This window comes from Bacillus sp. HNG (assembly GCF_003400205.1).
GTDB lineage: Bacteria > Bacillota > Bacilli > Bacillales > Bacillaceae_L > Ferdinandcohnia.
Map to the genome: position 1 here is coordinate 21,179 of NZ_QUQV01000022.1, position 24,041 is coordinate 45,219.

General features: G+C 36.0%; 31 protein-coding genes and 1 riboswitch. Of the genes, 22 read left to right on the forward strand and 9 right to left on the reverse strand.

Features of this window, described 5'->3' with window-relative positions; all coding sequences use genetic code 11:
* Window positions 1-169 precede the first annotated feature (169 nt).
* Complete coding sequence (locus DZB84_RS22330; RefSeq protein WP_116354507.1) at window positions 170-3,841, forward strand: S8 family serine peptidase; 3,672 nt, start codon at window positions 170-172, stop codon at window positions 3,839-3,841.
* 345 nt (window positions 3,842-4,186) lie between these two features.
* Window positions 4,187-5,314, forward strand: coding sequence for a YqgU-like beta propeller domain-containing protein (locus DZB84_RS22335; RefSeq protein WP_142759859.1), 1,128 nt, complete (start codon window positions 4,187-4,189; stop codon window positions 5,312-5,314).
* Window positions 5,315-5,360: 46 nt separating this feature from the next.
* Here the strand turns inward: DZB84_RS22335 and DZB84_RS22340 are convergent, their stop codons facing one another.
* Complete coding sequence (locus tag DZB84_RS22340; protein ID WP_116354509.1) at window positions 5,361-5,534, reverse strand: DUF2759 domain-containing protein; 174 nt, start codon at window positions 5,532-5,534, stop codon at window positions 5,361-5,363.
* Between the two features lie 333 nt (window positions 5,535-5,867).
* Here DZB84_RS22340 and DZB84_RS22345 point away from each other — a divergent pair, with 333 nt between their 5' ends.
* Together DZB84_RS22345 and DZB84_RS22350 are read left to right on the forward strand one after the other, a co-directional pair.
* On the forward strand, window positions 5,868-6,503 hold the full coding sequence (locus tag DZB84_RS22345; protein ID WP_116354510.1) for an MBL fold metallo-hydrolase: 636 nt from the start codon (window positions 5,868-5,870) through the stop codon (window positions 6,501-6,503).
* Between the two features lie 189 nt (window positions 6,504-6,692).
* The gene (locus DZB84_RS22350; protein WP_116354511.1) at window positions 6,693-7,811 is read left to right on the forward strand and encodes a class I SAM-dependent methyltransferase; all 1,119 of its coding nucleotides are present in this window, start codon (window positions 6,693-6,695) and stop codon (window positions 7,809-7,811) included.
* A gap of 27 nt (window positions 7,812-7,838) precedes the next feature.
* On the opposite strand, the gene DZB84_RS22355 is transcribed toward DZB84_RS22350, so the two are convergent.
* Both DZB84_RS22355 and DZB84_RS22360 read right to left on the reverse strand, forming a co-directional pair.
* Window positions 7,839-8,081 (reverse strand): DUF2626 domain-containing protein, encoded by a 243-nt coding sequence (locus tag DZB84_RS22355; protein ID WP_116354512.1) that lies wholly within the window; start codon window positions 8,079-8,081, stop codon window positions 7,839-7,841.
* A 77-nt stretch (window positions 8,082-8,158) separates the two neighbouring features.
* Window positions 8,159-8,851 (reverse strand): helix-turn-helix transcriptional regulator, encoded by a 693-nt coding sequence (locus DZB84_RS22360; protein ID WP_116354513.1) that lies wholly within the window; start codon window positions 8,849-8,851, stop codon window positions 8,159-8,161.
* Between the two features lie 366 nt (window positions 8,852-9,217).
* Here DZB84_RS22360 and comGA point away from each other — a divergent pair, with 366 nt between their 5' ends.
* From comGA to moaA, 9 genes are all read left to right on the forward strand, one after another.
* Window positions 9,218-10,288, forward strand: coding sequence for a competence type IV pilus ATPase ComGA (comGA, locus tag DZB84_RS22365; protein ID WP_116354514.1), 1,071 nt, complete (start codon window positions 9,218-9,220; stop codon window positions 10,286-10,288).
* Window positions 10,275-11,315 carry a competence type IV pilus assembly protein ComGB gene (comGB, locus tag DZB84_RS22370; RefSeq protein ID WP_116354515.1) on the forward strand — a complete coding sequence of 347 codons (1,041 nt, stop codon included), beginning with the start codon at window positions 10,275-10,277 and terminating at the stop codon, window positions 11,313-11,315. The genes comGA and comGB overlap by 14 nt, the downstream gene beginning before the upstream one ends.
* A 14-nt stretch (window positions 11,316-11,329) precedes the next feature.
* Complete coding sequence (gene comGC / locus DZB84_RS22375) at window positions 11,330-11,653, forward strand: competence type IV pilus major pilin ComGC (RefSeq protein WP_116354516.1); 324 nt, start codon at window positions 11,330-11,332, stop codon at window positions 11,651-11,653.
* Window positions 11,616-12,083 carry a competence type IV pilus minor pilin ComGD gene (gene comGD, locus DZB84_RS22380; protein WP_116354517.1) on the forward strand — a complete coding sequence of 156 codons (468 nt, stop codon included), beginning with the start codon at window positions 11,616-11,618 and terminating at the stop codon, window positions 12,081-12,083. Before comGC ends, comGD begins: the two co-directional genes overlap by 38 nt.
* The gene (locus DZB84_RS22385) at window positions 12,067-12,405 is read left to right on the forward strand and encodes a type II secretion system protein (RefSeq protein WP_116354518.1); all 339 of its coding nucleotides are present in this window, start codon (window positions 12,067-12,069) and stop codon (window positions 12,403-12,405) included. Before comGD ends, DZB84_RS22385 begins: the two co-directional genes overlap by 17 nt.
* Entirely contained in the window at window positions 12,395-12,829 is a 435-nt protein-coding gene (gene comGF / locus DZB84_RS22390) for a competence type IV pilus minor pilin ComGF (RefSeq protein ID WP_116354540.1), read from the forward strand. Before DZB84_RS22385 ends, comGF begins: the two co-directional genes overlap by 11 nt.
* A gap of 2 nt (window positions 12,830-12,831) precedes the next feature.
* Window positions 12,832-13,215, forward strand: a complete 384-nt coding sequence (comGG, locus tag DZB84_RS22395) for a competence type IV pilus minor pilin ComGG (protein ID WP_116354519.1) — start codon at window positions 12,832-12,834, stop codon at window positions 13,213-13,215.
* A 74-nt stretch (window positions 13,216-13,289) separates the two neighbouring features.
* The gene (locus DZB84_RS22400; protein ID WP_116354520.1) at window positions 13,290-13,481 is read left to right on the forward strand and encodes a YqzE family protein; all 192 of its coding nucleotides are present in this window, start codon (window positions 13,290-13,292) and stop codon (window positions 13,479-13,481) included.
* A gap of 422 nt (window positions 13,482-13,903) precedes the next feature.
* Window positions 13,904-14,926, forward strand: coding sequence for a GTP 3',8-cyclase MoaA (moaA, locus tag DZB84_RS22405; protein ID WP_116354521.1), 1,023 nt, complete (start codon window positions 13,904-13,906; stop codon window positions 14,924-14,926).
* Between the two features lie 311 nt (window positions 14,927-15,237).
* Here moaA and DZB84_RS22410 read toward each other — a convergent pair whose 3' ends face one another.
* Together DZB84_RS22410 and DZB84_RS22415 are read right to left on the reverse strand one after the other, a co-directional pair.
* Window positions 15,238-15,594, reverse strand: a complete 357-nt coding sequence (locus DZB84_RS22410) for a DUF2512 family protein (protein ID WP_116354522.1) — start codon at window positions 15,592-15,594, stop codon at window positions 15,238-15,240.
* A gap of 61 nt (window positions 15,595-15,655) precedes the next feature.
* Entirely contained in the window at window positions 15,656-16,000 is a 345-nt protein-coding gene (locus DZB84_RS22415; RefSeq protein WP_223254534.1) for a YqzG/YhdC family protein, read from the reverse strand.
* A gap of 100 nt (window positions 16,001-16,100) precedes the next feature.
* On the opposite strand from DZB84_RS22415, the gene DZB84_RS22420 reads away from it, so the two are divergent.
* Window positions 16,101-16,724, forward strand: coding sequence for a hypothetical protein (locus tag DZB84_RS22420; RefSeq protein WP_116354524.1), 624 nt, complete (start codon window positions 16,101-16,103; stop codon window positions 16,722-16,724).
* A 102-nt stretch (window positions 16,725-16,826) separates the two neighbouring features.
* On the forward strand, window positions 16,827-17,426 hold the full coding sequence (locus DZB84_RS22425) for a hypothetical protein (protein WP_116354525.1): 600 nt from the start codon (window positions 16,827-16,829) through the stop codon (window positions 17,424-17,426).
* Between the two features lie 45 nt (window positions 17,427-17,471).
* Here DZB84_RS22425 and DZB84_RS22430 read toward each other — a convergent pair whose 3' ends face one another.
* Together DZB84_RS22430 and DZB84_RS22435 are read right to left on the reverse strand one after the other, a co-directional pair.
* Entirely contained in the window at window positions 17,472-18,068 is a 597-nt protein-coding gene (locus DZB84_RS22430; RefSeq protein WP_116354526.1) for a hypothetical protein, read from the reverse strand.
* A 112-nt stretch (window positions 18,069-18,180) separates the two neighbouring features.
* Window positions 18,181-18,564, reverse strand: a complete 384-nt coding sequence (locus DZB84_RS22435) for a helix-turn-helix domain-containing protein (protein ID WP_116354527.1) — start codon at window positions 18,562-18,564, stop codon at window positions 18,181-18,183.
* Between the two features lie 310 nt (window positions 18,565-18,874).
* Here DZB84_RS22435 and DZB84_RS22440 point away from each other — a divergent pair, with 310 nt between their 5' ends.
* The 7 genes from DZB84_RS22440 (at window position 18,875) to DZB84_RS24725 (ending at window position 23,104) form a co-directional block, all read left to right on the forward strand.
* On the forward strand, window positions 18,875-19,498 hold the full coding sequence (locus tag DZB84_RS22440; protein ID WP_116354528.1) for a TasA family protein: 624 nt from the start codon (window positions 18,875-18,877) through the stop codon (window positions 19,496-19,498).
* Window positions 19,499-19,630: 132 nt separating this feature from the next.
* On the forward strand, window positions 19,631-20,218 hold the full coding sequence (locus DZB84_RS22445) for a TasA family protein (protein ID WP_116354529.1): 588 nt from the start codon (window positions 19,631-19,633) through the stop codon (window positions 20,216-20,218).
* Between the two features lie 116 nt (window positions 20,219-20,334).
* Complete coding sequence (gene tapA / locus DZB84_RS22450; RefSeq protein ID WP_189655340.1) at window positions 20,335-21,174, forward strand: amyloid fiber anchoring/assembly protein TapA; 840 nt, start codon at window positions 20,335-20,337, stop codon at window positions 21,172-21,174.
* On the forward strand, window positions 21,171-21,752 hold the full coding sequence (sipW, locus tag DZB84_RS22455) for a signal peptidase I SipW (RefSeq protein WP_116354531.1): 582 nt from the start codon (window positions 21,171-21,173) through the stop codon (window positions 21,750-21,752). The genes tapA and sipW overlap by 4 nt, the downstream gene beginning before the upstream one ends.
* A 51-nt stretch (window positions 21,753-21,803) precedes the next feature.
* Window positions 21,804-22,430 (forward strand): TasA family protein, encoded by a 627-nt coding sequence (locus tag DZB84_RS22460; RefSeq protein WP_116354532.1) that lies wholly within the window; start codon window positions 21,804-21,806, stop codon window positions 22,428-22,430.
* 159 nt (window positions 22,431-22,589) lie between these two features.
* On the forward strand, window positions 22,590-22,886 hold the full coding sequence (locus DZB84_RS25695; RefSeq protein ID WP_116354533.1) for a DUF5658 family protein: 297 nt from the start codon (window positions 22,590-22,592) through the stop codon (window positions 22,884-22,886).
* Between the two features lie 14 nt (window positions 22,887-22,900).
* The gene (locus DZB84_RS24725) at window positions 22,901-23,104 is read left to right on the forward strand and encodes a hypothetical protein (RefSeq protein WP_142759860.1); all 204 of its coding nucleotides are present in this window, start codon (window positions 22,901-22,903) and stop codon (window positions 23,102-23,104) included.
* Between the two features lie 41 nt (window positions 23,105-23,145).
* Here the strand turns inward: DZB84_RS24725 and DZB84_RS22470 are convergent, their stop codons facing one another.
* Window positions 23,146-23,472 (reverse strand): helix-turn-helix domain-containing protein, encoded by a 327-nt coding sequence (locus DZB84_RS22470; RefSeq protein ID WP_116354534.1) that lies wholly within the window; start codon window positions 23,470-23,472, stop codon window positions 23,146-23,148.
* A 168-nt stretch (window positions 23,473-23,640) separates the two neighbouring features.
* The gene (locus DZB84_RS22475; protein ID WP_116354535.1) at window positions 23,641-23,769 is read right to left on the reverse strand and encodes an anti-repressor SinI family protein; all 129 of its coding nucleotides are present in this window, start codon (window positions 23,767-23,769) and stop codon (window positions 23,641-23,643) included.
* Window positions 23,770-23,798: 29 nt separating this feature from the next.
* Window positions 23,799-23,888, reverse strand: a riboswitch (cyclic di-GMP riboswitch).
* Between the last annotated feature and the right edge of the window lie 153 nt (window positions 23,889-24,041).

The window sequence follows — 24,041 nt, forward strand, 5'->3', positions numbered from 1 at the left end:
ATTCCTTTTTTGCAAAGAATGTTCTTTTTGAAGAACGAATGGAGGTGGTAAATTAATAGTTTCAAAGAATTTATTTAAAAAAGGAGGGAAGTAGTTTAGTGAGTTTTTAGATAACTCTAAAAATGACCAATAAAATATTGAAGAAATCAGTGGAGTAGGGGGAAGTAAATTGGGGAAAAGAAAGTTTACGAAACTATTTAGTAGTATTCTAGCTTTTATAATGGTGCTTTCGCTAGTAATGCCTGTATCAGCAATTGAAGCGGAACAGGCTGAGAATACATCTTTTAAACAAGAACTACAAGATGAAAAAAACATGCTATTAAAGGCAGCGATTGCGGAGCAAAATTCGACCTCTGAAGGATTACCAAAGCTACATAAGGATTTACAGGATAAGTCAGGTAATGAACTGATATCAGTCATTATCCATTTATCGGAAAACCCAGTAGCATTAGAAAAAGGGATCAATGAACTAAAAGGAAAAACTTTATCAAACACTAAGATTAAAGAAATCCGCGACAAAATTAAAAGACAGCAAACATCAGTCGATAAAGAACTAATTGCAAAGGGTATCCAAATTCAAAAAGGTTTTGCATATGATACCGTGCTTAATGGCTTCTCTGCTAAAGTAAAGGCAGATGACCTTAAAAAACTTCTAGACATTAGAGGCATCACTTTAGTTGAACCAGATGCAATTGTTTATGCAACAGAAGAGGACAAGCAAACAGATCCATCTTCATCTGAGCTTGAAAAAGACGTAAAATTCGAGACACAAATGAATACTAGCATTGACCACTTAGGAATTGAGCAAGTTTGGAATGAGGGGTACAAAGGAGCAGGAATCAAGGTAGCTGTGCTTGATACAGGAATTGATCCAGACCATCCGGAATTCCAAGGAATATATAAGGGCGGTAAGAACTTTGTAATACACGACTCTAAGTATGCTCGCGATCGTGCTGAAAATGATCCGCGCGAAACGTCACCTAAAGACCGTGCGGCAGGTCAGCCAGAATTTGATACAGATGGCAGATCCTTCTATACAGATCATGGTACACATGTGTCAGGAACAATTGCTGCGATTGGTGCGAATAAATATGGAATTAAGGGGGTTGCCCCAGAAGTTGATCTATATGCATATCGCGTCCTTGGTGCGTATGGTAGTGGAGCAACATCTGGAATTATTTCTGCCGTTGAAACTGCAGTTAATGAAGAAATGGATGTCATTAACCTCTCACTTGGTGGAGGCAGCAACTCAGAAAATGATAGCTTAGCATATGCATTAAATAACGCGATGATGGCTGGAGTCATTGCAGTGAATTCATCAGGTAACTCAGGCCCAAATCGTGGATCAGTAACAACGCCTGGTACATCACGTCTTGCAATTGTTGTTGGTAATTCTACGAATCCGGAAACTCAACATAATGCTGAAGTAATCGTAACTGTTGATAATGATTACAACTACTCGAAACAATTAAACTTCATGGGAACAACTTTCGGTCAAGATTTAGCAACCCAACTAGATGGTGAGTATGAGCTAGTTGCAATCCCAGGAGTCGGTAATAAGGCTGACTTTGAGGGGATTAATGTAGAAGGAAAGGTTGCCCTTATTTCCCGTGGAGAACTTGCGTTTGTTGATAAAATTGCCAATGCTAAGGAAGCCGGGGCAGTTGCAACGATTATCCATAACTTCTCAGGTGGAACCAATGCACCTGACGTTTCCGGTGTGTTTTTAGGTGATTCATTTGCCTTCATTCCGACAATTGATATGTCTGTAACAGATGGAGATGCAATTCGCAAAGCGCTTGCGAATGGAACTGGTACAGTCACATTCGGAAACTTTGGTCAGGAGCATTCCGTAGGTGATGAAGTAAATAATTCTAGTTCACGTGGCCCATCGACACCGAACTTTGATATTAAACCAGATGTATTAGCACCTGGAACAAATATTATGTCATCCATTCCAGCTTACAAATGGGATTTCCCAGATGCAAGTTATGAAGAGTCATATGATCGTTTTACAGGAACGTCAATGGCTGCTCCACATATTACTGGAATTGCAGCTTTAGTTAAACAAGCAAACCCAGATTGGGATGCGTTTGATGTAAAAGTAGCTCTATCAAATACTGCGAAACTACTTAATACAGAAAAATATGACGTTTTCGCACAAGGAGCCGGTCGTGTAGTCGCGTATGAGGCTGCATTCCCTAATGTTCTTGCTTATGCTGAAGACGAAGCGGTACTTGATGCTAGTGGCGAAATTGTTCCAAACATTAAAGGTACAGTAACTTTCGGACCGCAAAGCCTGGATAAAAATATTTCAGTCACGAAGCAAATTCGTGTGAAAGATCTTAAAGGAGTAGGCGGAGAGTTAAATGTAACGGTTGACGTAACAAAATCGTTTGGCGATGCTAAGGTAACAGTTGATAAAACATCATTCAGTTTAGCTCCGAATGGAGAGCAGCTATTAAACGTAACATTAACTGCTTCTGCAGCTAATACTAAAGCTGGTGACGAAATATTAGGTTATATCAATATTAATGGTGGTGCTAATAAAATTTCACTTCCTTTTGCTGCTGACTTCGGAGGGGTAGCACCAACTGAAATTAAGGATATGACCATCACAGAAACAGACCTATCCTTCAATGGAGACGGTGTGAAAGATGAAGCGATGCTTTACTTCACACTTACAGGAGATGTAAGTACAAACTATATTGAGCTTTGGAATATTGAAGATCCTAACGGTGGACATTATGGCGATGGCTATATTGGCTATTTACATGCGGGTAATTCCTTAGGAGCTGGTTCATATCAATTAAGAATTGCTGGACAATACAGACCTTGGGCACCACCTCAAGAACCTTCTAATATTCCTGATGGCCTGTACACAATTGACTTTTCTGCACTATCAAGTAATGGTCCTATTGGCGACTATGTCGGTCCAATTGTTGTAAAATCCACAAATCCTGAGATTTCAGGGAAAGTTAAAGGAAACAAATTATCGGGATCTGTTGTAGATAAGTATGTGGATTATAAAGATGTTCTAAAACCTTACGGACTAGATTATGATCTAAACACAAAGCTCACAGCTACTTATGTTGCCACAAGCAATGGAGAAGCTGGTAGTGCCGTGCCATTTACACTAAATCAAGATGGTTCATTCGAATTTGAGGTACCAAAAGCAGCAGAATTGGTCACAGTACATGTTGAGGACGCTGCCGGAAATAAGGGAAGCGTAGAATACACTATTGAAAAAGAAGATGAAGTAGAAGTTAGCCTAGCTGTAGACAAATCTGAAGTTTCAATCGAAGAAGGTGAAAATGCAACGATCGTTGTTACTCAAACAACTAAACAAGGCGACAACATCACTGAAAAAGATGTTACTGCAGATGCTACTTACACAGTAGCAGACGAAGCAGTTGCATCAGCAGAAGCAGGTGTCATAACAGCTAAAGCTGCTGGTGAAACAACTGTTACGATTTCTTACGGTAATAATGCAGTAACTGTTGATGTGACAGTAGTTGAGGGTGAACCTCAGCCAGAACCTGAGAAGGAAGTTAGCTTAGTCGCAGATAAGGATTTAATACTAGTCAATAAAGGTCAAACAGGTTATGTGAAAATCACTGAAGTAACTATAATCGGTGATGAAACAGCTTATGAAGATGTGACAACAAAAGCTACCTATACACTAACAAATTCTAGTGTTGCTACAGTTCAAAATGGCGTTATTACTGGTAAATCTTATGGTGTAACAGAAGTGACGGCTACTTATAATGAAAACTCAGTGAAGTACCTTGTTTCAGTGGTTGATATTTCTAATCCAAGACCACCAAGACTAACACGATAATTAGCTTAAAAGATTAGGTAATTGTTCTATCTCGCTCGATATAAAAGTAAAATTAAAAATGAATCCAAAATTACTGCCTGGCCCCGTAGTACTTAATGTGATGGGGGCCAGGCTCTTCTTTTTGAAGAAATTTATCAGGAAACGCTGGGAGCCTTTTTGGCTTCGTTGTATATGTGAAAGTGGTGTAAAAAAGCCGTGTTTTCTTCGGCTTTTTTTCTTGCTTTGAAACTTTTTAACATGCATAATCGTATTATCTGTTAAGAGAATAAATACTGGGTAGAAGACTCAGTATTGTATTAAAAGGCAGTATATGTTTAATTGGATAAAGAGGTGATTATCGAGTTGGTGAGAAAATGGATTTACGTTTTTATGTTTCTTTTTCTACTAACTGGCTGTAACTCTCATCAACCGTTTGATATTAGTGATGTGCCAAAAAGTAGTAATAAGAATGTTTCGAAGGGTCCTTTGCCATCTGAATTTTTGGGTGAGAATCAGCAATTACAACCACTAGATCTTCAGGGAGAAGAATTCAATATTGTAGGCGATTGGTATGATGATGAAAATATTCTTTATGTGACCGATAAGAACGGAACTTCTAGCATTTACAAGTACCATCTATTTACAGGTGAAAAGGAGTTATTTTTGAAAACCACAGCTCCTGTATTGACCATGAAAGCAAATGAAGACCACTCTTTGTTTTTAATACATACTTCGGATTCCCAAAACCAGGTCAAGTTAACAGCAGTCGACAAATCAGGCAATGTACAATACGAATGGAAAGTGAATTCCTTTGATTTGTTTTATAGCTGGAATCCATACAATATACATCAGGTTTTCGTTACTTCGTTTTTAGAGGATTGGTCATTTCAAACCCATTTGCTTGATATTAAGGCACAACAGACAACGAAATATGAGGTATTTCAACCGTTTATTCAATGGATAGATTCAAACACAATTTCCTATTTAAAATGGGACCAAAATTCGCTTGATTTCTTTGCACCGCTTTATTCGTATCATTTAAATACGAAAACAGAGGGTCTTTTATTTGAAAACATTATTTCTTTTGCAACCTATAAAGATTTGCTTGTTACATATGAATTAGTCCAAGGAGAGGATTCGGTTGCAAAGATTAGTTTTTTCAATCCTGAAAAAAATAAACAGTTACATGAATATAAAATGCCCCTTTTGAGTGACTATTCAAAATGGTACATTCCGTCTTCAGACTACATTGTGGGGCAAAAGAAGTTCTATTCCTTTAAGCCATATTCGAAAGGTGCATTTGATACGTATGGAGAAAAATTTGAGCTTGTTTCCTATGATATGAGTACTGGGAAGGAAGAAGTCATACTTGAAAAGGTAGATGATCAGCCAATTAATTTTTCTCCAAATGGTTTCTTAGGATTATACGGATTTCAATTCGAAAAGTTAATTGATTTGAAGACAAAAAAAGTTGAGGATCTTATTTTATATTAAAGTAAAAAGCCATCGAGTATCCGATGGCTTTTTAAAACTTTTCATATTAGTGAGCTGTTGGGAAACCATGTTTCCAGATTGTCATGATTGTGAACCAGCCTAATACTAAAAAGATTCCTGTTGAGAAAAGTATCGCTAAAAGGTTTTTTTCGCGTAATGAACGAATAATACCAAATGCAGCTAAAATGACGATTAAAGAAAAGATAATCATTAGACCCATGTGTCTTACCCCCTTGCTATAATCAATGTTTCAGTTAATAGTCGCCTTTACTTAATATTCAATACTATTTTCCCCATAGTATGAAAATTTACAACATCACAATCAGGTAAAATGTTGTTCCAAAAGGCTGAAAACCCTTTATGTAAAGAAATAGATAGATTCAATTTATATTCTAATGGTTTTAACCAGTTTTGTCGAGGAGGAAAAAGTGACACTTTGAAGACAAATGATCTCTTTTAGAAAAAGCACGTGTAGCAATTAGTAAAGCGCTTTTTCGTTTTTGTCTGTTAGTGTAAAATAGATGGTAGATTATAAAGCAATGGAGGTAAAATGATGAAATGGCAAAGGATTCCGCTAGGACCGTTACAAACAAATGCATACATACTTGCAAATTCGAAGAAAGAATGTGTCATTTTTGATCCAGGTGGAGATGGGCAAAAATTAATGACTATTTTACGACAGCAAGGGCTAACACCAATTGCTATTCTTTTAACACATGCTCATTTTGATCATATTGGTGCCATAGATGATTGTCTAGCCCATTGGAATGTTCCTGTATATATCCATGAAAAAGAGAAAAAATGGCTAAGGGATCCTGCTTTAAATGGATCGGCATATTTTATTCCAGGGCAAGAAATTTTGTCAAATGTAGAGCCAACCATTCTTCCGAAAGAAGGAGAATTTTCTGTTGGTGACTTTACATTCGGTCTTTTTTACACACCAGGGCATTCGCCAGGAAGTGTTTCATTTTATTGTAGAGAGCTTGGAGTTGTCTTTTCAGGAGACGCCTTATTCCAAGGAAGTATCGGTAGAACAGACCTTCCCGGTGGAAGTCATGACCAATTACTGGACAGCATACATAAAAAATTACTCACTTTACCAGAAGAAACAATTGTCCTTTCAGGACACGGTCCAGAAACAACTATCGAAGCCGAAATGGACTCAAACCCATTTTTAAACGGGTTTTAACTAAAAAAGGAAAAGTCTAACTCAATTAGTTAGACTTTTCCTTGGGGATGTTTTAGCACTAAGAATACCTTCTTAACGCTCTCAAGACTTATATATCCGTATAATGGGAGGGATATTGTAAGCTACTAAATTTACAATATAATAATATAAACACTGTGTCAATGGTGAAAACTAGCAAAAGGTGAGAAGATGCAACGCATACTAAAAGAACTCATAAAATCATCTCCAAACAACGAAATAACATATGAACAATATATGAATACCGTTCTTTATCATAAAGAAAAAGGTTATTATATGAAGAACGAAGAGAAGGTAGGGAAAAAAGGAGATTTTATCACAACCAGCAATATTTCCGATGTTTTCGGTAAACTATTTGCATCGATTTTTCATAAACTAATCATGCTAGAAAAAATAGCACCGTTTATTTGTGAAATTGGAGGAGGAAACGGGAGATTCGCAAGAGCAGTATTGGACGAATTACATAATACCTACAGCGATACATATCAGAAAATCACATATATCATGGTTGAAACAAGTCCGTACCACCGACGCTTGCAGCAGGAGCTTCTCCCGATAGGTAAAAAAGTAATCCAGTTTCAAAGTTTGGATGAAGCTAAAAAGAATTTTCCGATATTTAATGGCATTCTTTTTTCAAATGAATTGTTTGATGCTTTCCCAGTGCGAGTAATTGAGAAAAAAGATGATAGCATCTATGAAGTGAAAATCACACTAAATAAGGATGATCAGCTTTGTGAAATTCTTGAACCGCTTGCGGATAAGCGTATTATGCACTATTTAGATTGTACGAAGATCGCGCTTGTTAATGGACAAAGATTTGAGGCCCCACTTTCAATGCTTACTTATCTAGATGAGCTAAATGATTTTCTTGGAAATGTGGTTGCTTTTACGGTTGATTACGGATATACAAATGAGGAATGGATGGAACCTGCTAGAAGGAAGGGAAGCCTTCGTGGCTATTACAAGCACCATTTAATTAACAATCCACTTGAATATCCGGGGAGTATGGATCTTACCACCCATATTCATTTTGACACGCTTATTTCAAATGGGACAAAGTACGGTCTTGAATTTGTGAAGAAATTAAGACAGGATGAATTTTTACTAGCTGCGGGGATTCTGACGTTTTTACAGGATAACTTTGATTCGAATCCTTTCTCGGAAAAAAGTAAACAAAACCGTGCCATTCGTTCACTAATCATGGATGGAGGAATGAGTACTACTTTTCATGTACTCATCCAACAAAAAAATAGCAAAATAAATTGGGATCATGTTTTCCATGGCAAATAAAAAAAGCGATGTTCCCATCGCTTTTTTTTAGTGACCTCCGCCTAACGGCATCATAAATGTGGTGTAGTAAGAGAAGGCACAGAAGAAAACAGTTAAATATGCGCCAAACACGTAAATATACATTCTTTCAGACAATTTTAAGTAGCTTAAAAGGACGAAAAATCCGGTTTGTGCAAAGAAAATTAGTGCTAGAACATCCATACCACCAACGTAGAACATTACTGAAAAGATACCTGTCCAAAAACCTAAAACACGGTACATACGTTCCATATGTATATTTCCCTCCCTTGTAAATGATAAACACTCACTTTTATTATTATAATGTAACGATTACATAAATGTAAACATTACTTTGCGACAAATGCGCGATAACTGCAAGAATTACATCCGAGAATTATGTTTTCTGACTCTTCTAGCACCACATCGTCAAATAGTAAATCAAACATTCCTCTTAGAAAGGCATGATGCATGCCACAAACCGCTTCAAAATTTTCTTGTGCAATTTCTTTAAAAGGACAATTATTAATTTTTAAGAAAATTTTTGTCTTATCCTTATTATGGTCTAAATCTGGATAAAAACCCGCCACCGTAGATGCCTTTTTTAAAATATCTAACTTTTGATCAAAGGTTAGTTCATGAATCGAAACGGGAATCTGATGGTTGACCAATTCTTCACCAAATCGTCTACCTGTTAGTTCAAGTGCTTTTTTACCTACATCACCAAGTGCTGCCATTGTTTCAATTGCAATTTTTGAAAGCAACTGATAATCGCGATATGGAAAATTAATTTGAATATGGTCATTCGATAATCGGTACAGACGACTAGGTCTGCCACCTTTTCCGGTTTTCTTGGCTTCTGAAACAAGCATATTTACATCTTCGAGCTTTGTTAAATGAAGTCTAGCAACATTTGGATGAATATCAAATTCCTCTGCGATTTCTTGTACGGTGACCTCTTCATTTTGTTTAATAATGTATTGATAAATATAGTATCGTGTTGGATCTGCTAAAACGTTCGTAATCTTTAGTGTCTGTTCCACCGTTATCACTCCTTACGAGCCTAATGTTACTCTCATTATAGTACAGTTAAATACCATCAATAAGTGATTTATATCACTTGTAGGTAAATGTTCACAAAACTACAAAGTATTTTACATCTTGATTAGCATACTTTTTAAGCTACCTACATATAATGTATTGATTCCTCCTAATGATAGATAAAATCTTGAATTGCTTTTAAAAAATACAACCATAATGGCAGTGGTTGTATTTTTTATTGCTTAAAAAGTTCAAATAAAGTTCACAATTAATTTTTTGAAAAAAGAAGGAGTTTGTAGATTTTTGTTGAAATATGATACCTGCAAGAGAAAATAAATAAAATATGAGTTCAAGAAGGAGTGAATTATTTGAGTGAAATCGAACAACTCGGTGATCAATTGATCGAGGATGCTTGGTCAATGAGTGCATCTGATATTCACTTTGTCCCCAAAATCAATGATGCCATGATCCAATACCGACTCGATAGTGATTTATTCAATAAGCAAACAATCCCAAAAGATGTTTGTGAACGCTTGATTTCCCATTATAAATTCCTTGCTGGAATGGATATTGGAGAAAGGAGAAGACCGCAAAATGGCGCGATAACCCTAAATCTCAAAGGCGTAACCATTAACCTTCGATTGTCTACACTACCCACACCCTACAACGAAAGTCTAGTCATACGTATCCTACCCGAAACACCATCTCATTCTCTTGCAAACTTATCGCTTTTTCCAAATATGACAACTAAATTACTTTCCCTTTTGAAACATTCACACGGACTTATCATATTCACAGGGCCAACAGGCTCAGGTAAGTCAACCACACTCTATTCCTTACTACACGCAACGAAGAAGCTGTTCAACCGGAATATTATTACATTAGAGGATCCAATCGAAAAAAGAAGTGAAGATGTCCTACAGGTTCAGGTGAACGAGAAAGCTGGCATCACATATGCCCATGGTTTGAAGGCAATTTTGAGGCATGATCCCGATATTATAATGGTAGGCGAAATACGGGATACTGAAACTGCTAAAATTGCAGTCCGTGCAGCGCTCACAGGTCATTTGGTGCTGTCAACGATGCATACGAGAGATTCAAAGGGTGCGATTTATCGGCTCTTAGAATTTGACGTATCATTGCAGGAAATTAAACAAACCTTGATTGCCATCGCGGCACAAAGGCTTGTTGACCTAAAATGTCCATATTGTGAGGGCAAGTGTTCACCGCTTTGTAAGAAGCATCGTAAGGTAAGAAGAGTAGGTGTGTACGAGCTATTAAATGGACATGCCTTAACGGAAGTAATGAAGGAGGCGAGGGGTGACCAGGCAGATTATCACTATGAAAAATTAAAGGATGTCATCAAAAAAGGGATTGCCCTTGGATATTTATATCCGGATGCGTTAGAAAGATGGGTTGTCAATAATGACAAAGAATAGAAATAAAAATTGGACATTAAAAGAGCAGTCCTTATATTTAAGTAGAATCGGGGACCTACTTGACCAAGGCTATTCTTTTGAACATGCATCACAGTTTTTACTCTTTCAGCTTCCGAAAAAACATAGTCAAGATGTGTCGTCCATTATTGAAAGTTGTAAACAGGGCGAATCTTTGTACACAGCTTTTAGTAAAGTCGGTTTTCACAAGGATATCTTAGGATATATTTATTTTGCGGAGCAGCATGGCGATGTCTCTTTTGCTCTTCGCGAAGGAAGTGCTATGCTACAAAAAAAGCTCAACCATCTTGATAAAGGAAAGAAACTCATTCGCTATCCATTAGCCCTTTTGTTTTTTGTTGGTTTTATGTTCACAATGATTGAAAAAATTTTATTACCACAATTTGAAAGTCTGTTTACCTCCATGAGTTATGAACAAACGATGATTTCTAAGTTTTTATTAAGGCTCCCAGAACTAAATCGATATTTGTTCCTCATCTTCGGTTTGCTAGTAATCATTGGCTTCGCGTATTATTTCCTTCATTTTCAAAAACGAACTCCCGTTGAAAAAATGAAGCTACTTTTAAAGATACCCATTTTGAAAAAAGTAACGATTATGTTTAATTCTCATTTCTTTTCCGTACAGCTCAGTAACTTGTTAAAGGGTGGTTTGTCTATTTTTCAAGCCTTAACTATGTTTGAGCAGCAGCTTCACTCTCCGTTTTTTCGAGAAGAAGCAAAGGAAATGAAGATGTTATTGAGAGCAGGTAACCGTTTTGAAGAAATTTTGAGAGTACGAGAGTATTACGAGGCTGATTTAGCAATGATCATTCTGCATGGCCAATCAAACGGAAATTTAGCAAGCGAGCTCCAGCACTATAGTCAATATGTTATGGAAAAAGCCGAGGAAAAAGTGACGAGATTATTAGCCATTGTGCAACCAATCTTATTTGTAATTATTGGAATCATCATCATGCTCATGTATGGAGCTATCATGATTCCAATGTTTCAGCTATTAAACGGAATATAGAAAGGAAGATTTATTTGAAACTAAAGAATCAAAAGGGATTTACTCTTGTAGAAATGTTAGTTGTTTTATTAGTCGTTTCAATCTTGCTTTTGATAACAGTACCGAATGTGACAAAACATAATTCTGTCATTAAGAATAAGGGTTGTGAGGCAATGGTTAAAATGGTTGAGGCTCAGGTGCAGGCATATGAGATGGAGGAGGGTAATGGTCCACTAACATCTTTGGATCAATTGGTTGATGGTAAATATTTAAATAAGGCTCCTGTTTGTCCTAATGGAGACGATATTTATTTAGACTCAAATGGAAAAATTGATCATAAAGAGCCTACCGCAGGTTAACGATAAAGGCTTTACCCTAATCGAAGCATTGATTGTCCTATCCATCGTCATTATCATTTCCTCCATTAGTCTTCTACAGCTTAGGCCCCTGCATGAATCGAAAAAAATGGACCAGTTTCTGGAGCAGCTTCAAAACGATATTTTCTTAAGTCAGCAATATGCAATCAGTAACAGTGATCCGACAACCCTTTATTTTAGTTCAAGTGGTTCATATTATCGTCTCACAAGGGGGAATTCTCAGGAAGTGTTACTTCTTCGGAAAATAGACCCGGCAATCCGCATTCAATTTACAACGTTAGGACAGTATTTAGTTTTCACAAGTAATGGAAATATTCAACGTGCTGGTGAAATTAGATTCCGATATAAAGATAGAATCTATGTAGTCACGTTCTTATTAGGAAAGGGTAGGTTTTATGTTAGTAAGGGATAAACGAGGATTTACGATGGTAGAGATGCTTCTGTCAGTTTCCATCTGGTTCATGCTTTGTGTGACGCTTCTTCCGCAGTTAATGCTTATCATCACCGAACGAAAGAATACCGAAATTTTCAATATAGGAACTCAATTACTCTCTGAAGAACTACAAAAAGAGTATAACGGGGAACCATCATTAAATCATTTAGTGAAATACGGGGTTACTTACACATTTTCAAAAAAGTTTAATGAGGTGCTTCAAAAATCGGAGCTATGTGTCACTTGGGAGGACAAGCTTTCAAAAACGTATGAAAGATGTGGATATCTAAATGGTGAATAATGAAAAGGGTTTTACACTTATTGAAATGCTCGTTACCTTTTCAATCCTGCTTGTTATTCTTGCTTTTATTGCACCTTTCTTAAGTGTCATTTTTCGGGATAATGGTGAACAATTTAACAAGCTAGAATGGCAAATCTTACTTCAACAAATGAAAATGGAAATCCGTGAAGCGAGAGAAATCACCGTTTCAAGTCGTGAGTCAGTTTCGTTTTATAATGTAGCGGGTGATGTAGTAAGTTTTGAAAAATATACGAATAAAATACGAAGAAGGGTAAATTCAAAAGGGCATGAATTGTTACTTCAACATATAACAGATGTCACATTTGAACCAAGAACCAATGGTTTTATGATTAAAGTTGTGACGGTTGATGGCAAAACGTATCAAGCCTTAATTTCATCCCTAACAGCAGTGGAGGTTACGTAAAGATGAGAAATGAAAAGGGCTTTATCCTGCCAGTTACTATAGCGATTTCGTTTTTGTTTTTTCTCGTTTTTACCTCCCAGATCAATGCTTATCTTACGGAAAAAGCCTTCTCAAACGAAACGGAAGAAATACTAATTATGGAGAATTTAATGCAAGTGGGAGTTGGAGACTTAAAAGCGACATTTCTGAATGAAGAAGAAAGCGCAGAATTAACGGGTAGTTTCAATTATCCAACAGGTAACATCACTTACACCGTTTCACCCCTAACATTAACAACGTCGCAGATTACTTTAACATGTAAGACAAATGAACAACGTAAAAGCAGTGCTCGCTTTGTGTATGATTATGAGTCAAAAGTGATTAGCTCTTGGCTTGATTTACGCTAGAACAAATTTTTATGGTTACATTTATATAATGGTGGAAATAATAACACTAAGGCTCGAAAAAGGTAGGTGTAATTATGTCTACAAACGATTATGTAAAATTTGTAACCCAACAGTTTGTAAAGTTTATAGACCAACCGAAAGAAGTTCGGAAAGCTACAAGGCAGCAGCGTAAGGAAGAACAGGCACCATTAACAAATCGGTGGTTTGGAATTATGCCACTAGCCGTTTCGCTTATGTTTAAGAAGAAGAAAAAAAGAGGGAGCTGACATTTGGTTGTCAGCTCTCTTGTTCCTTAATACCATAAACCGCCACCATACGGATAAAATGGTGGGCGATATGGATATCCCTACTCACCATACATATGGATTGAAAAGGGTGCTACCAACAAGCCCCCCTGCTAATCCACCAAGGAATGGTCCGCCTTAATATAGTCTTTTCTATAGGCTCTCATTTGATTCTTCCAGTTTCGTGATATCCCCAGTATGAGGACAACTATCTTTTTTAGTGATGGGCTATAAGCTGCTCCTTATTCCTGCCTTATAAGAAACCATTGACCAGAAGTAGTGGCCGTGTGTCCACTTATTGAAAATTTAGTTGGAGAGAAAATACGTAGTCTTGGTTTCTATTCACAATCATTTATTAGTATGATAGAGTATAAGTTACATATTAAGTAGGAGTGACAGGTTAGATGACTACAAAAGAAGAGAAAATTGTTGATCAGTTGAATCGACCTTTACGTGATTTGCGTATTTCTGTCACAGATCAATGTAATTTCCGTTGCTCTTATTGTATGCCTAAAGAAATTTTCGGGGATGACTATCCATTCTTACCGCAAGGAGAATTATTATCCTTTTCTGAAATAGAAACGTTGACAAGAAGTTTTGTCAAACTAGGTGTGCAAAAGATTCGGTTAACTGGTGGAGAGCCTTTAGTAAGGAAAAATGTCCATGAGCTTGTTGAGCGTTTAACTCATATAGATGGTATTAAAGATATTGCCCTCACAACAAACGGGGTATTTTTACCGAAATATGCAAAACAATTAAAGGAAGCAGGGCTTCAGCGTGTTAATGTAAGCCTTGATGCAATAGACAATGATATATTTAAAGGAATGAATGGCCGCTCCGTGGGTGTGAAACCTGTTCTTAAAGGAATTGAAGCCGCACAGGAAGCAGGACTCCTTGTGAAAATGAACATGGTCGTTCAAAAAGGTAAGAATGATTCGCAAATTTTACCGATGGCTCGATATTTTAAAGAAAAAGGCATTACCCTTCGCTTCATTGAATTTATGGATGTTGGTACGACAAATGGGTGGAATTTCGAACAGGTTGTTTCGAAAAAAGCGATTCACGACCTAATCAATAGTGAAATGCCGTTGGAACCAGTAGATGCCGAGTACTTCGGTGAAGTAGCAAAACGCTATCGTTATGTGGGCACAGACGTAGAAATCGGCTTCATCTCATCTGTTACAGAATCATTCTGTTCTAGCTGTACAAGAGCAAGAATTTCTGCAGATGGTAAACTGTATACTTGTCTGTTTGCAACAGCTGGTCATGATTTAAAATCATTAATACGTTCAGGTGCATCCGAGAGTGATATTGATGAAGCACTTAAATCGGTGTGGCAGGCACGACGTGATCGTTACTCAGATGAACGTACAGAGGAAACGGCGAAAAAACGCAAGAAAATTGAAATGTCGTATATCGGTGGATAAAGTGAAATTTCAATCAGTGAGGGGCTCCATTCCCCATTGATTGTTAGTTGAACCAATCGGGCTTTTACGGGCAGTTACCCCATCTAATCTTTATCGTTTTACAAAAGGTTTTGACGTGGGGGTATACTGCCCGTTAATGCGGGATAACTAAAAAGAGGTGCTAAATCAGCACCTCTTTTTCAATGTCTAGCTCCAGGCGGCGATTGGCTATCTGGTCATAAGCCAATGGATTCGGAAGTGAAAATTACCTTCTTATCTTCGCTTAGTCTTATGCTAGTCGCCTAAAGCTGCGCTTGCGCTTACTGTATTAATCATGCGGTTGATTTTTCAGTTCTTCCTGACCTTACCAACCAGCGGTGGACAGGAATTTCCACTAATGTAATAACAAGGGCAGTTAGAATAGCGCCCCAAAGGGTTACTCTTGCACCGTCTAGGAATAAGGAAACAAAATATACAAGAATTGCCGCAGCAATGAAATCTGCAATATCAGTCATTACAGTTGTATTTCTTCTAAGCATCATAACTTCCATGAAGTGACCAACAATGGCCAACACGACTCCGACCACGATTGGTTGATACCATGATACATAATCAACACTATCAAAAATACCAGAACAAATAGCTACAACCAAAGGTAATAAAATAATCTTCATAATAAATCCAGTCATAGCATATACACCTCCTTTAACGGGTATTTTTTACATAAAAACAAGAGAATATGTAAATATGCTAGCGATCTGTTTCTACAACCGTAATGTTTTTTACTCTCTCCGTATCCGGTTCAAAGGTGATATTCACAATAACACCAAATTCTCGATTATCTTGTTTTAACCAAAGCTTGAAACGTTCAATATACATTCCATTTTTCTTATATCTTCCAACATGTAAATAATCTACAATTTGGGCAGACGGATATCGTTTTTGTGTCTCTTCCATCGCGAGCCTTCCCCATTTTGCATATTCAGGTACCGGTTTTTTAGATTCAGCTGTAGTAATAGAGGAATCATTCAAGAGAAAAACAGTCGGGGATAACAACAAACTAAAACAGCATCCAATCAATATTTTCCGTAACATGACAAACACCTCGCTTTTCACTTAGATTTCCCATCTAACCGGTAAAATTATACAGATGAAATGGGAATGTATGGTATTATGAAAAAAAGGGGGAGTGCTGATGAGAAGGGCTTTAAAAAACTTTATTTGTGTTCTTGTTTTGCTTACTTTGTTTGCATGTAGTACGGAAAATGCTACCGAAAATTCAAAAGATGGTGTGCTTACTCCAGTCAAACAAAATGAAAGAAATTCACAAATTATTAGTTCACTCGGCTTTGATACATTGTTAATGTACGACCTTGATATAAAAAACGAAGACATCAAAATAATTCATCTTTGGATTGAACACTATAAGAATGGGGAAAAACAAGAAGATCTCTTAAAGGGTGCAACCGGTACTAGTGAAAAAATGACAGTAGCCGCTTCAAAATTGGACTTCAAGATAGATGATTCAACTACCTATTCACGTTGGACTTATTCCATTGCTGATGGAACCGCGATTTCAACATTTAAGTCATTACCGATTGAACTATATAAAGAAAATTTAGGAATGGGTCAAACATGGGTCGACGATAAAATAAAAATAGAAGCGGAAAAACCGATTACCTTAGCCTTAATCGCAAGGTATGATGGAAATGGTGTTGGAATTGGACTAGAAGATGAAGTGATAAAGAATACAATTAAAGATAGTGATGAAGTAATTATTGTAAAAGCGATGATTAGCAAAAAAGAAGATTATCAATGAGAAAGCGATCGATTCCGGGTCGCTTTTTTCCGTGCTGTATGATATGTCCACCAAACGCACATATTATCATTATGTGGAATGTTGTATATGGGAGGAAAGCTCATGCGGAAACAACTATTTTTTTTGGTGATTATCCTATTAAGTGGAGCATTACTTGTTAGCTGTAAGGGTGATGACAAAGCTAAAGAAAAAAAAGACGCAGCTGAAACAAAAATTCAACAAGTGGAAGATAATATAATCAACCTTGGCACATTAGGGTTCACAACAGATGACCTCGTAAAAAATTGGAATGAAGCTCAAGCAGAAATGAAGGATTCCGATAAAATTGACCAAATAAATGTAAGAAACGGAGAGTTTAAACACGATGTTAATAATGGAATGATTCTCGAAGGAATTGTAAATGAAACAACAAACGAGGTCATCCGATTATCCATCGTGAAAAAAGACCTAGAATCAGATAACCTCAACACAACCTTAGACAAATATGAGGACACAATCGCTGCTTTTTTCTTATTGGTTGCAGTAACAAACACAGAAGAGGCAGTCAAAGATCAGGACATCGGAAAAGTCACATATAAATTAGGTCTCCTTCGAGACAAGGATAAGAAAATTAATGGAACCGCTACACTTAATAATGTCACGTATAAGGCTGAGGAAAATGAGCGGGGATTGGTATTGTCGGCGGTGGAGAAAAAGGATTAAATGAAAAACCTTGAAAGGATTAATCCTTTCAAGGTTTTTTTAACTTTATTCGCCCTTGTCTTGTAGTAAAACTGTTTTTAGTTCTTCAACAATTGCATCAAATTCTTTACCATCAGTTTCGATACCATGTTGTTTTGCAGTATCGATAATGTTATTTCTTCTAGATTCCGGTTTCATTCTTAGTTCTTCGTATTTATTGGAGGAAGGCTCGGTTAATTCAGGTTTTTCACTATATTTTTCTTTTAATTCTGATATAATCGCTTCTTCTGATTTACCTTCTACTTCAATCCCAATTTCTTTAGCTTTCTGCTGAAGTATTGTAGAACGTATTTCAGTTTCTATTTTTTCCTGAGTTTTACCTTCGGTATTAATACCCAAATCTTTGGCATGAATTCTTAACTGTTCACTATCTCTTCCCGGACGACGAAAATCACTAGAAGGTTTTGGATTAGTTGTTTCTACAGTAATCTGTTCTTCTTTGCTTTTCGATTCCGTATCCTTTGTACTTTCATTAGACGGTAAGACCGTGCTTTCTTTTTTAATGCTATTGTCTATATCTTCACTTGCTAAAACCGGTAATAATTGAGTGAAGCCTAAACATATTACACCTATTAAACCAGTTATCAGAAATCTTTTTTTCATAGTTATAATCTCTCCTTTCATTAAATAATAGTAGGTTGATCTTAACAGGATTCAAGAACAATGAATTACATCATCACTATTTCCATAGTTGTTCCATTTTAATCTAAATCATTTATTGTTTTGTCACGTTATCAATACTATTCCCTCCTTCGTTTTTTATGTGATCATTTTTCCAGTTTCTGAATTTAATGAAGTTCTGAATTTCACGGAAATCCTCTTTGCTTAATCCATCATCAATTGCATTCATTAAAAGCTTTGTCCACTCCTTATCAAGTATTTCGTTTGTAATTGTGTCGGTTTTTTCCTCTCCTAATAAATATTCAATACTTGTATCAAGTGGTTTTGAAATCTTAGTTAAGAATTGAAGAGAAGGATTTTTTTGTACATCTCGTTCAATATAACTTAAATAAGACTTTGAAACTCCAGCACGTTTCGCAAGCTCTGTAATGGTGAGCCTTTTTTGCTTTCGTAAATCTTTAATCCTGGATCCAATCATCTTCCTTCTCCTTCATATATTGAATACCTACACGTTCATTATAAGGAACTTTTTGTTCTTAATAAAATAATAAAATAGTAAGAAAACAAGAGGTAATTCGAGAAAAAGAATGATTAACGTTCTTTATTGAGAAAATATGGCTGATTTTGGGATTTTTCAAATATAAGACTTATGGGCTATACTCACATTGTAAGTTCGTTAGAAAGAACAAAAATTGAACTTTACTGAGTACATATCTGGTTGATCTCCTTATCAATACATAAGGATTCAATAAAAAAATTTATTAAAGGAAAAAAGAGGAGGAAACAAAATGAGTTTGAAAAAGAAATTAGGTTTAGGGGTAGCATCAGCAGCACTAGGATTGGCATTAATCGGTGGGGGAACATTTGCTTACTTTAGTGACACAGAAGTATCAAACAACACATTTGCAGCGGGTACATTGGATCTAGCTGTCAACCCATCAACAATTATTGATGTTGGAAACATCAAGCCTGGAGACGTCATGGTACGTGAGTTTGTTTTAGAGAACAATGGCTCACTTGATATTTCATCGGTTGATTTATCTACTGTTACTAATGTAATTGATGCTAATAACGACAATAATGATGATCTTGCTAAACACATTAAGGTCTTATTCCTTGAGAACGTCGACAAAACAGGTGCCGCTTGGATTTTTGATGAGTATAACGATGTAATCTCTGAAACAACTTTATATGACTTACAAAATATGACTCCAGATGCAGTTGAAAATCTAGATACATTCTGGCTCTGGTTACTGGGTGAAGAAAGTGGATTAGCAGCTGGTGACACGGACCAAATGTTTGTGGCATTCGAATTTGTAGACAATGGTGAAGACCAAAACCAATTCCAAGGTGACTCATTAGAGCTTGAGTGGACATTTACTGCTCATCAAACTGAAGGTGAATTAAGATAATAGTTCATAAATGAAACAGGGGAAGGGGATTCTATCTCCTTCCTTGCTTACATACTAAGTCAAGTCAAACTAGTTATTTCAAACAAAAAAATGTTCTTTATAAAAAACAAGATAAGTAAAAGGAGATAGAAAATGAGTATTAAGAAAAAATTAGGATTATCTGCTGCAACAGCTGTTCTAGGTTTAAGTTTAATAGGTGGAGGAACATTCGCATATTTTAATGATACTGAAGTAACGAATAATACATTCGCTGCTGGAACGTTAGATATTGGGTTAAAGGGTGTAGATGATAGAGAAGAAGTTGATTTGAGTATTGACAATATGAAGCCAGGTGATTGGAAAGTCCACCAAATCCGTATATATAACGAAGGAAGTTTAGATGTTAACGATGTAAAACTAAATGTAGATTATGAAGTTTCTGATGCAGATGGGAATAATAACGGTGAAGATTTTGCTGACCATATTTTAGTACACATTATGAAACAAGGATCAAGGGAAGTTGTAGCTGATTGGGTACCTCTTTCTGAAATTGAAAATTTAGTTGTGGCTGAGGACTTAAAACCTGAAAGTGGAAGACCATACCAAACTGATCATAGACAAACATTACGAGTTGACTTTAAATTCCATGATAATGGTCAAGATCAAAATATCTTCCAAGGGGATTCAATAGACTTTAAATTAAGTTTTGAAGCAAGTCAAAAAGAGGGAGAATTAAGGTAACTTAATGGAAGGAGGCATCCCTCCTTCCACTTTATACATATTTATGAAAACATATGCTCAACTTTGTTTTCATAAATATGTATAAATATTGTTATGAAGAAGGGCGGAACATAAATATGAGTGAGAATAGTAGATTGTTAAGAGGGATAAAACAAAGAAAAAATCGATTTTTTGCCGTTCTTAAAATAGCATTAGTATTCTATTTAATGATTTTCTCAATAAAATATGTGACATCAAGTACTGCTGCCCACTTCACTTCTAGTAAAAAAGCAAATGTAACACTTACAGCAGGTACATGGGCGGATAATAGTAAATTAGCGTTTATTGATAAAGGCAATATAAATTTAAAAGCATGTCCAGCAAAAATGGAAGTAACGATAAAGAATATTAGTGATAGCGATATGAAAACACCAAGTAAATTTGAAATTTACTATATTGATAAGGATGAGAATGGCGGAAAAGATAAGGGGGGTAACCCGAAAATTCAAGGAACGAAAATAGATATTCCCGAAGGGCAGGATGTAATACCTCCTTTAGCAAGTGGAGAACAAACACTCCTTAGCTTTGTTACAAATCAAGATTCTGAAGAGGGCTTTTACACGTTTTATGCATATCAAACAAATAAATCTGTTGAGGATGTTTGGAGTGTAAAAGTAAAAGTAAAATGTCAACATAATCAATCGGTAAACGAACAAAGTGAAGCACCTAAAGAAGAGACACCTAAGGAATCAGTAGAAAATGAGAATACTGAAACGCCGGAAACAAAAGCAATAGAAGAAACAGGGTCAGATAAAGCTGCAGATCAGACACCAGAAAATAATGAACAAACTTCCACAAATAAAAGTGGAGAAATACCTGGAAGTAATAGTGCTACCCAAACTCAAGATGCAGTAAATAACTCAGTTCCTGATGAAACTATAAATGTTGAAGGTAATAAGGAGAAGGATGAACAATGAAAAAGAAAATTTTTAAATGGTTAAATCATTTAGTTACCGGTTTATTGGTAGTTTTATTAATATGCGTTGCGTCATTAGTTGTTACGTCTAAACTCTCTGGAGGGGAGCCATCTGTATTTGGATATCAATTGAAAACAGTTTTATCAGGTTCGATGGAGCCGGGTATAAAAACAGGTTCGATTATCGCAGTAAAAACAGGTGGAGATATGACTCGTTTCAAAGAGGGCGATGTTATCACGTTTATGGAGGAGGATGAAAAACTTATCACCCACAGAATTACTGAAGTTATTAAAAATGATAATCAGCTGATGTATAGAACCAAAGGAGATAATAATAATACAGAGGATATCAATCCAGTATTAGCTCAAAATGTGGTTGCGGAATATCGTGGATTTACCATACCATATCTCGGTTACTTTGCAGATTTTGCAGACTCAAAAAAAGGAACTGTTTTATTAATGATCGTACCTGGGATTTTAATATTCCTATATTCTATTTTCACACTTTGGAGAACAATCTCGAAAATTGATTTAAGTAATAAAACGAAAGATGCTGTTGAAGAAACTAAAATTAATTAAGGATCAATATTTTAATATTGATCCCCTTCTAGGGAAGGAAGGGAGCATATTATGAAGATGAGAAAGGACTTGCTTAGAATAATATTTTTTATTTCAGTGTGTACTCTCATATTTTTTCTTCTAGTGAATCAAGTTTCAGCATCTCAAGCTAAAACTAATACGGTAATAGATATCATGACAACCCCAGAAAAAGTATTGTTTGATATTGATAATTTTAAGCCTGGCGACTGGGCTACTAGAACTTTAACAATAAAAAATAGTGGTTCTGAGGATTTTAAATATCTAACGTCGGCGAAGCGCAAGTCAGGGTCAAAAGAATTATATGAAGAGTTATATCTTACTATATCTGATAAAAGTGGAGAGCTTTTTAAAGGGAAGTTAAGTGAATTTAATACAATCGATCCTAGATCAATTGCGAGTGGAAAACAAGAAGAATTAACTTTTTCGGTTGAATTTCCGTCCCATTTAGGTAACGAATATCAAGGTTTAACAACTGAGGTTGAACTTAAATTCTATGCAGAAGGTACATTAGGTGGGGCACTTCCTGTTGACGGACCAAAACTTCCCCAGACGGGAACCAATACCTTTAACGTTTTAATTGCAGGAATTGCTTTAGTCTTAAGCGGCAGTATTTTATTTTTTATTTTAAAAAGAGTACGCTTAAAAACTGTTCGCTAATCTATATAGATTGATAAGGTGATTGTATTTGTAATGATGTTCTTTATTAAGAATTGTTTTAATTAGAAATAGGAGCTGACTATTTCTCTCCATTGACAACGTTGTGTATTTTTTAAAAGATTCTCATCATGGATTCATATTAATTTAGTGAGGTTCCTAATGAAATTTATCCTCATACTCCTAGCAATCTTAAATCTATTAGACGCTTGTGTTACGCATTTTGGAATACTTGGCGGTCATATTTCTGAAGCAAATCCAATAATGTACACATTATACGAATTCCATCCATTTTTATTTCTTTTTGTAAAAGCAATGCTTTCCATATTTTTAATTGTACTTATCTTCATAATTCGTTTTCCAGTGAGTAAAATAATTCGTACTTTATCCTATGTAGCTACTGCATTCTACGTCTATGTTTTTTCCCTCCATGGCTATTGGATTATTCAAATATTTTAGATGGAGGAAACCCAATGTATACGAAAACATGCCCAAAATGTAGCCAGCCTTCCTTTTGTAGCAGTAAATATGGTGAATGGGACTGCCCGATATGTCAAGCCGATCTTTCAAGCCTTCGTGCACGTGATGCTGGTGATGTTTTTCCTTCGACTTTACATAAGAAATACACAACTACCCAGCAATCTGAATCCCATTCCGCTTTCGAAACATACATATAAAATAAAAAATGCTTCAGGCAACTAATGTGCCGAAGCATTTTTTATTTATTGTCCATTTTCCATTTGTTGAATTCTAAGAATGATCGAAATTCCTCTTTGGAAACTCCTGATTTCATAGCCTCTCTTACAAGCCTTGTCCATTCTGAATCAAGTTCTACACTTTCAGGTTCTGACTGCTCATGGAGTAATTCGTTTACGGTTACGCCTAGTACTGTAGATATTTTTTCAAGAAACTGGATAGAAGGGTTTGATTGGAGATTCCGTTCAATTGAACTTAAGTATGATTTGGCAACTCCTGCGCGATCTGCTAGTTCAGATAGTGATAATTGTTTTTGTAGGCGGTATGTTTTAATACGTTGACCAATCATGACTTTTCACCTTCCTTCCTATAGATATTATAACATATAACGAAGAAAATGTTTTATAATAAGAACATAAAATTAAAAAATAAAAAGAACTCAGTATAATACCCGAGTTCTTGGCATCCATGTATTTCTAGCCTCTTGCAAGAAAAACTTTATATGAAATTATGTCTGTTATGCTGTTTTACTTTGGAGGAAAGCTTGAATATCCTGGATGCTCATTCCCATCTCCACTGCCTCTAATATAAGGTCGATCCATTCGTGATCCAATTGCTCGTTTTTGTTTTTTACTTCATTTAACATTTGTTTTCCTCCCAAAATACATTAGTATTCCAGGCAGTCCAGCCATCATAATTGATTTCTCCAACCTTAGACCTGTGACTTTGCGTCCCTATTTTTCAATAGGTTTGCCTTTGTCTGTTCGAACCTAAGCTGACTGACCTAAAACGATAGTCCATATATGTATAGAACCTTTGTATTACATTTAGAAGTATAAAACATAGGAATTAATGTTTCTGTAAAAAACTGTCGATGTCAAAATATTTATAAAATATAAATAATTAACTAGGTAACCT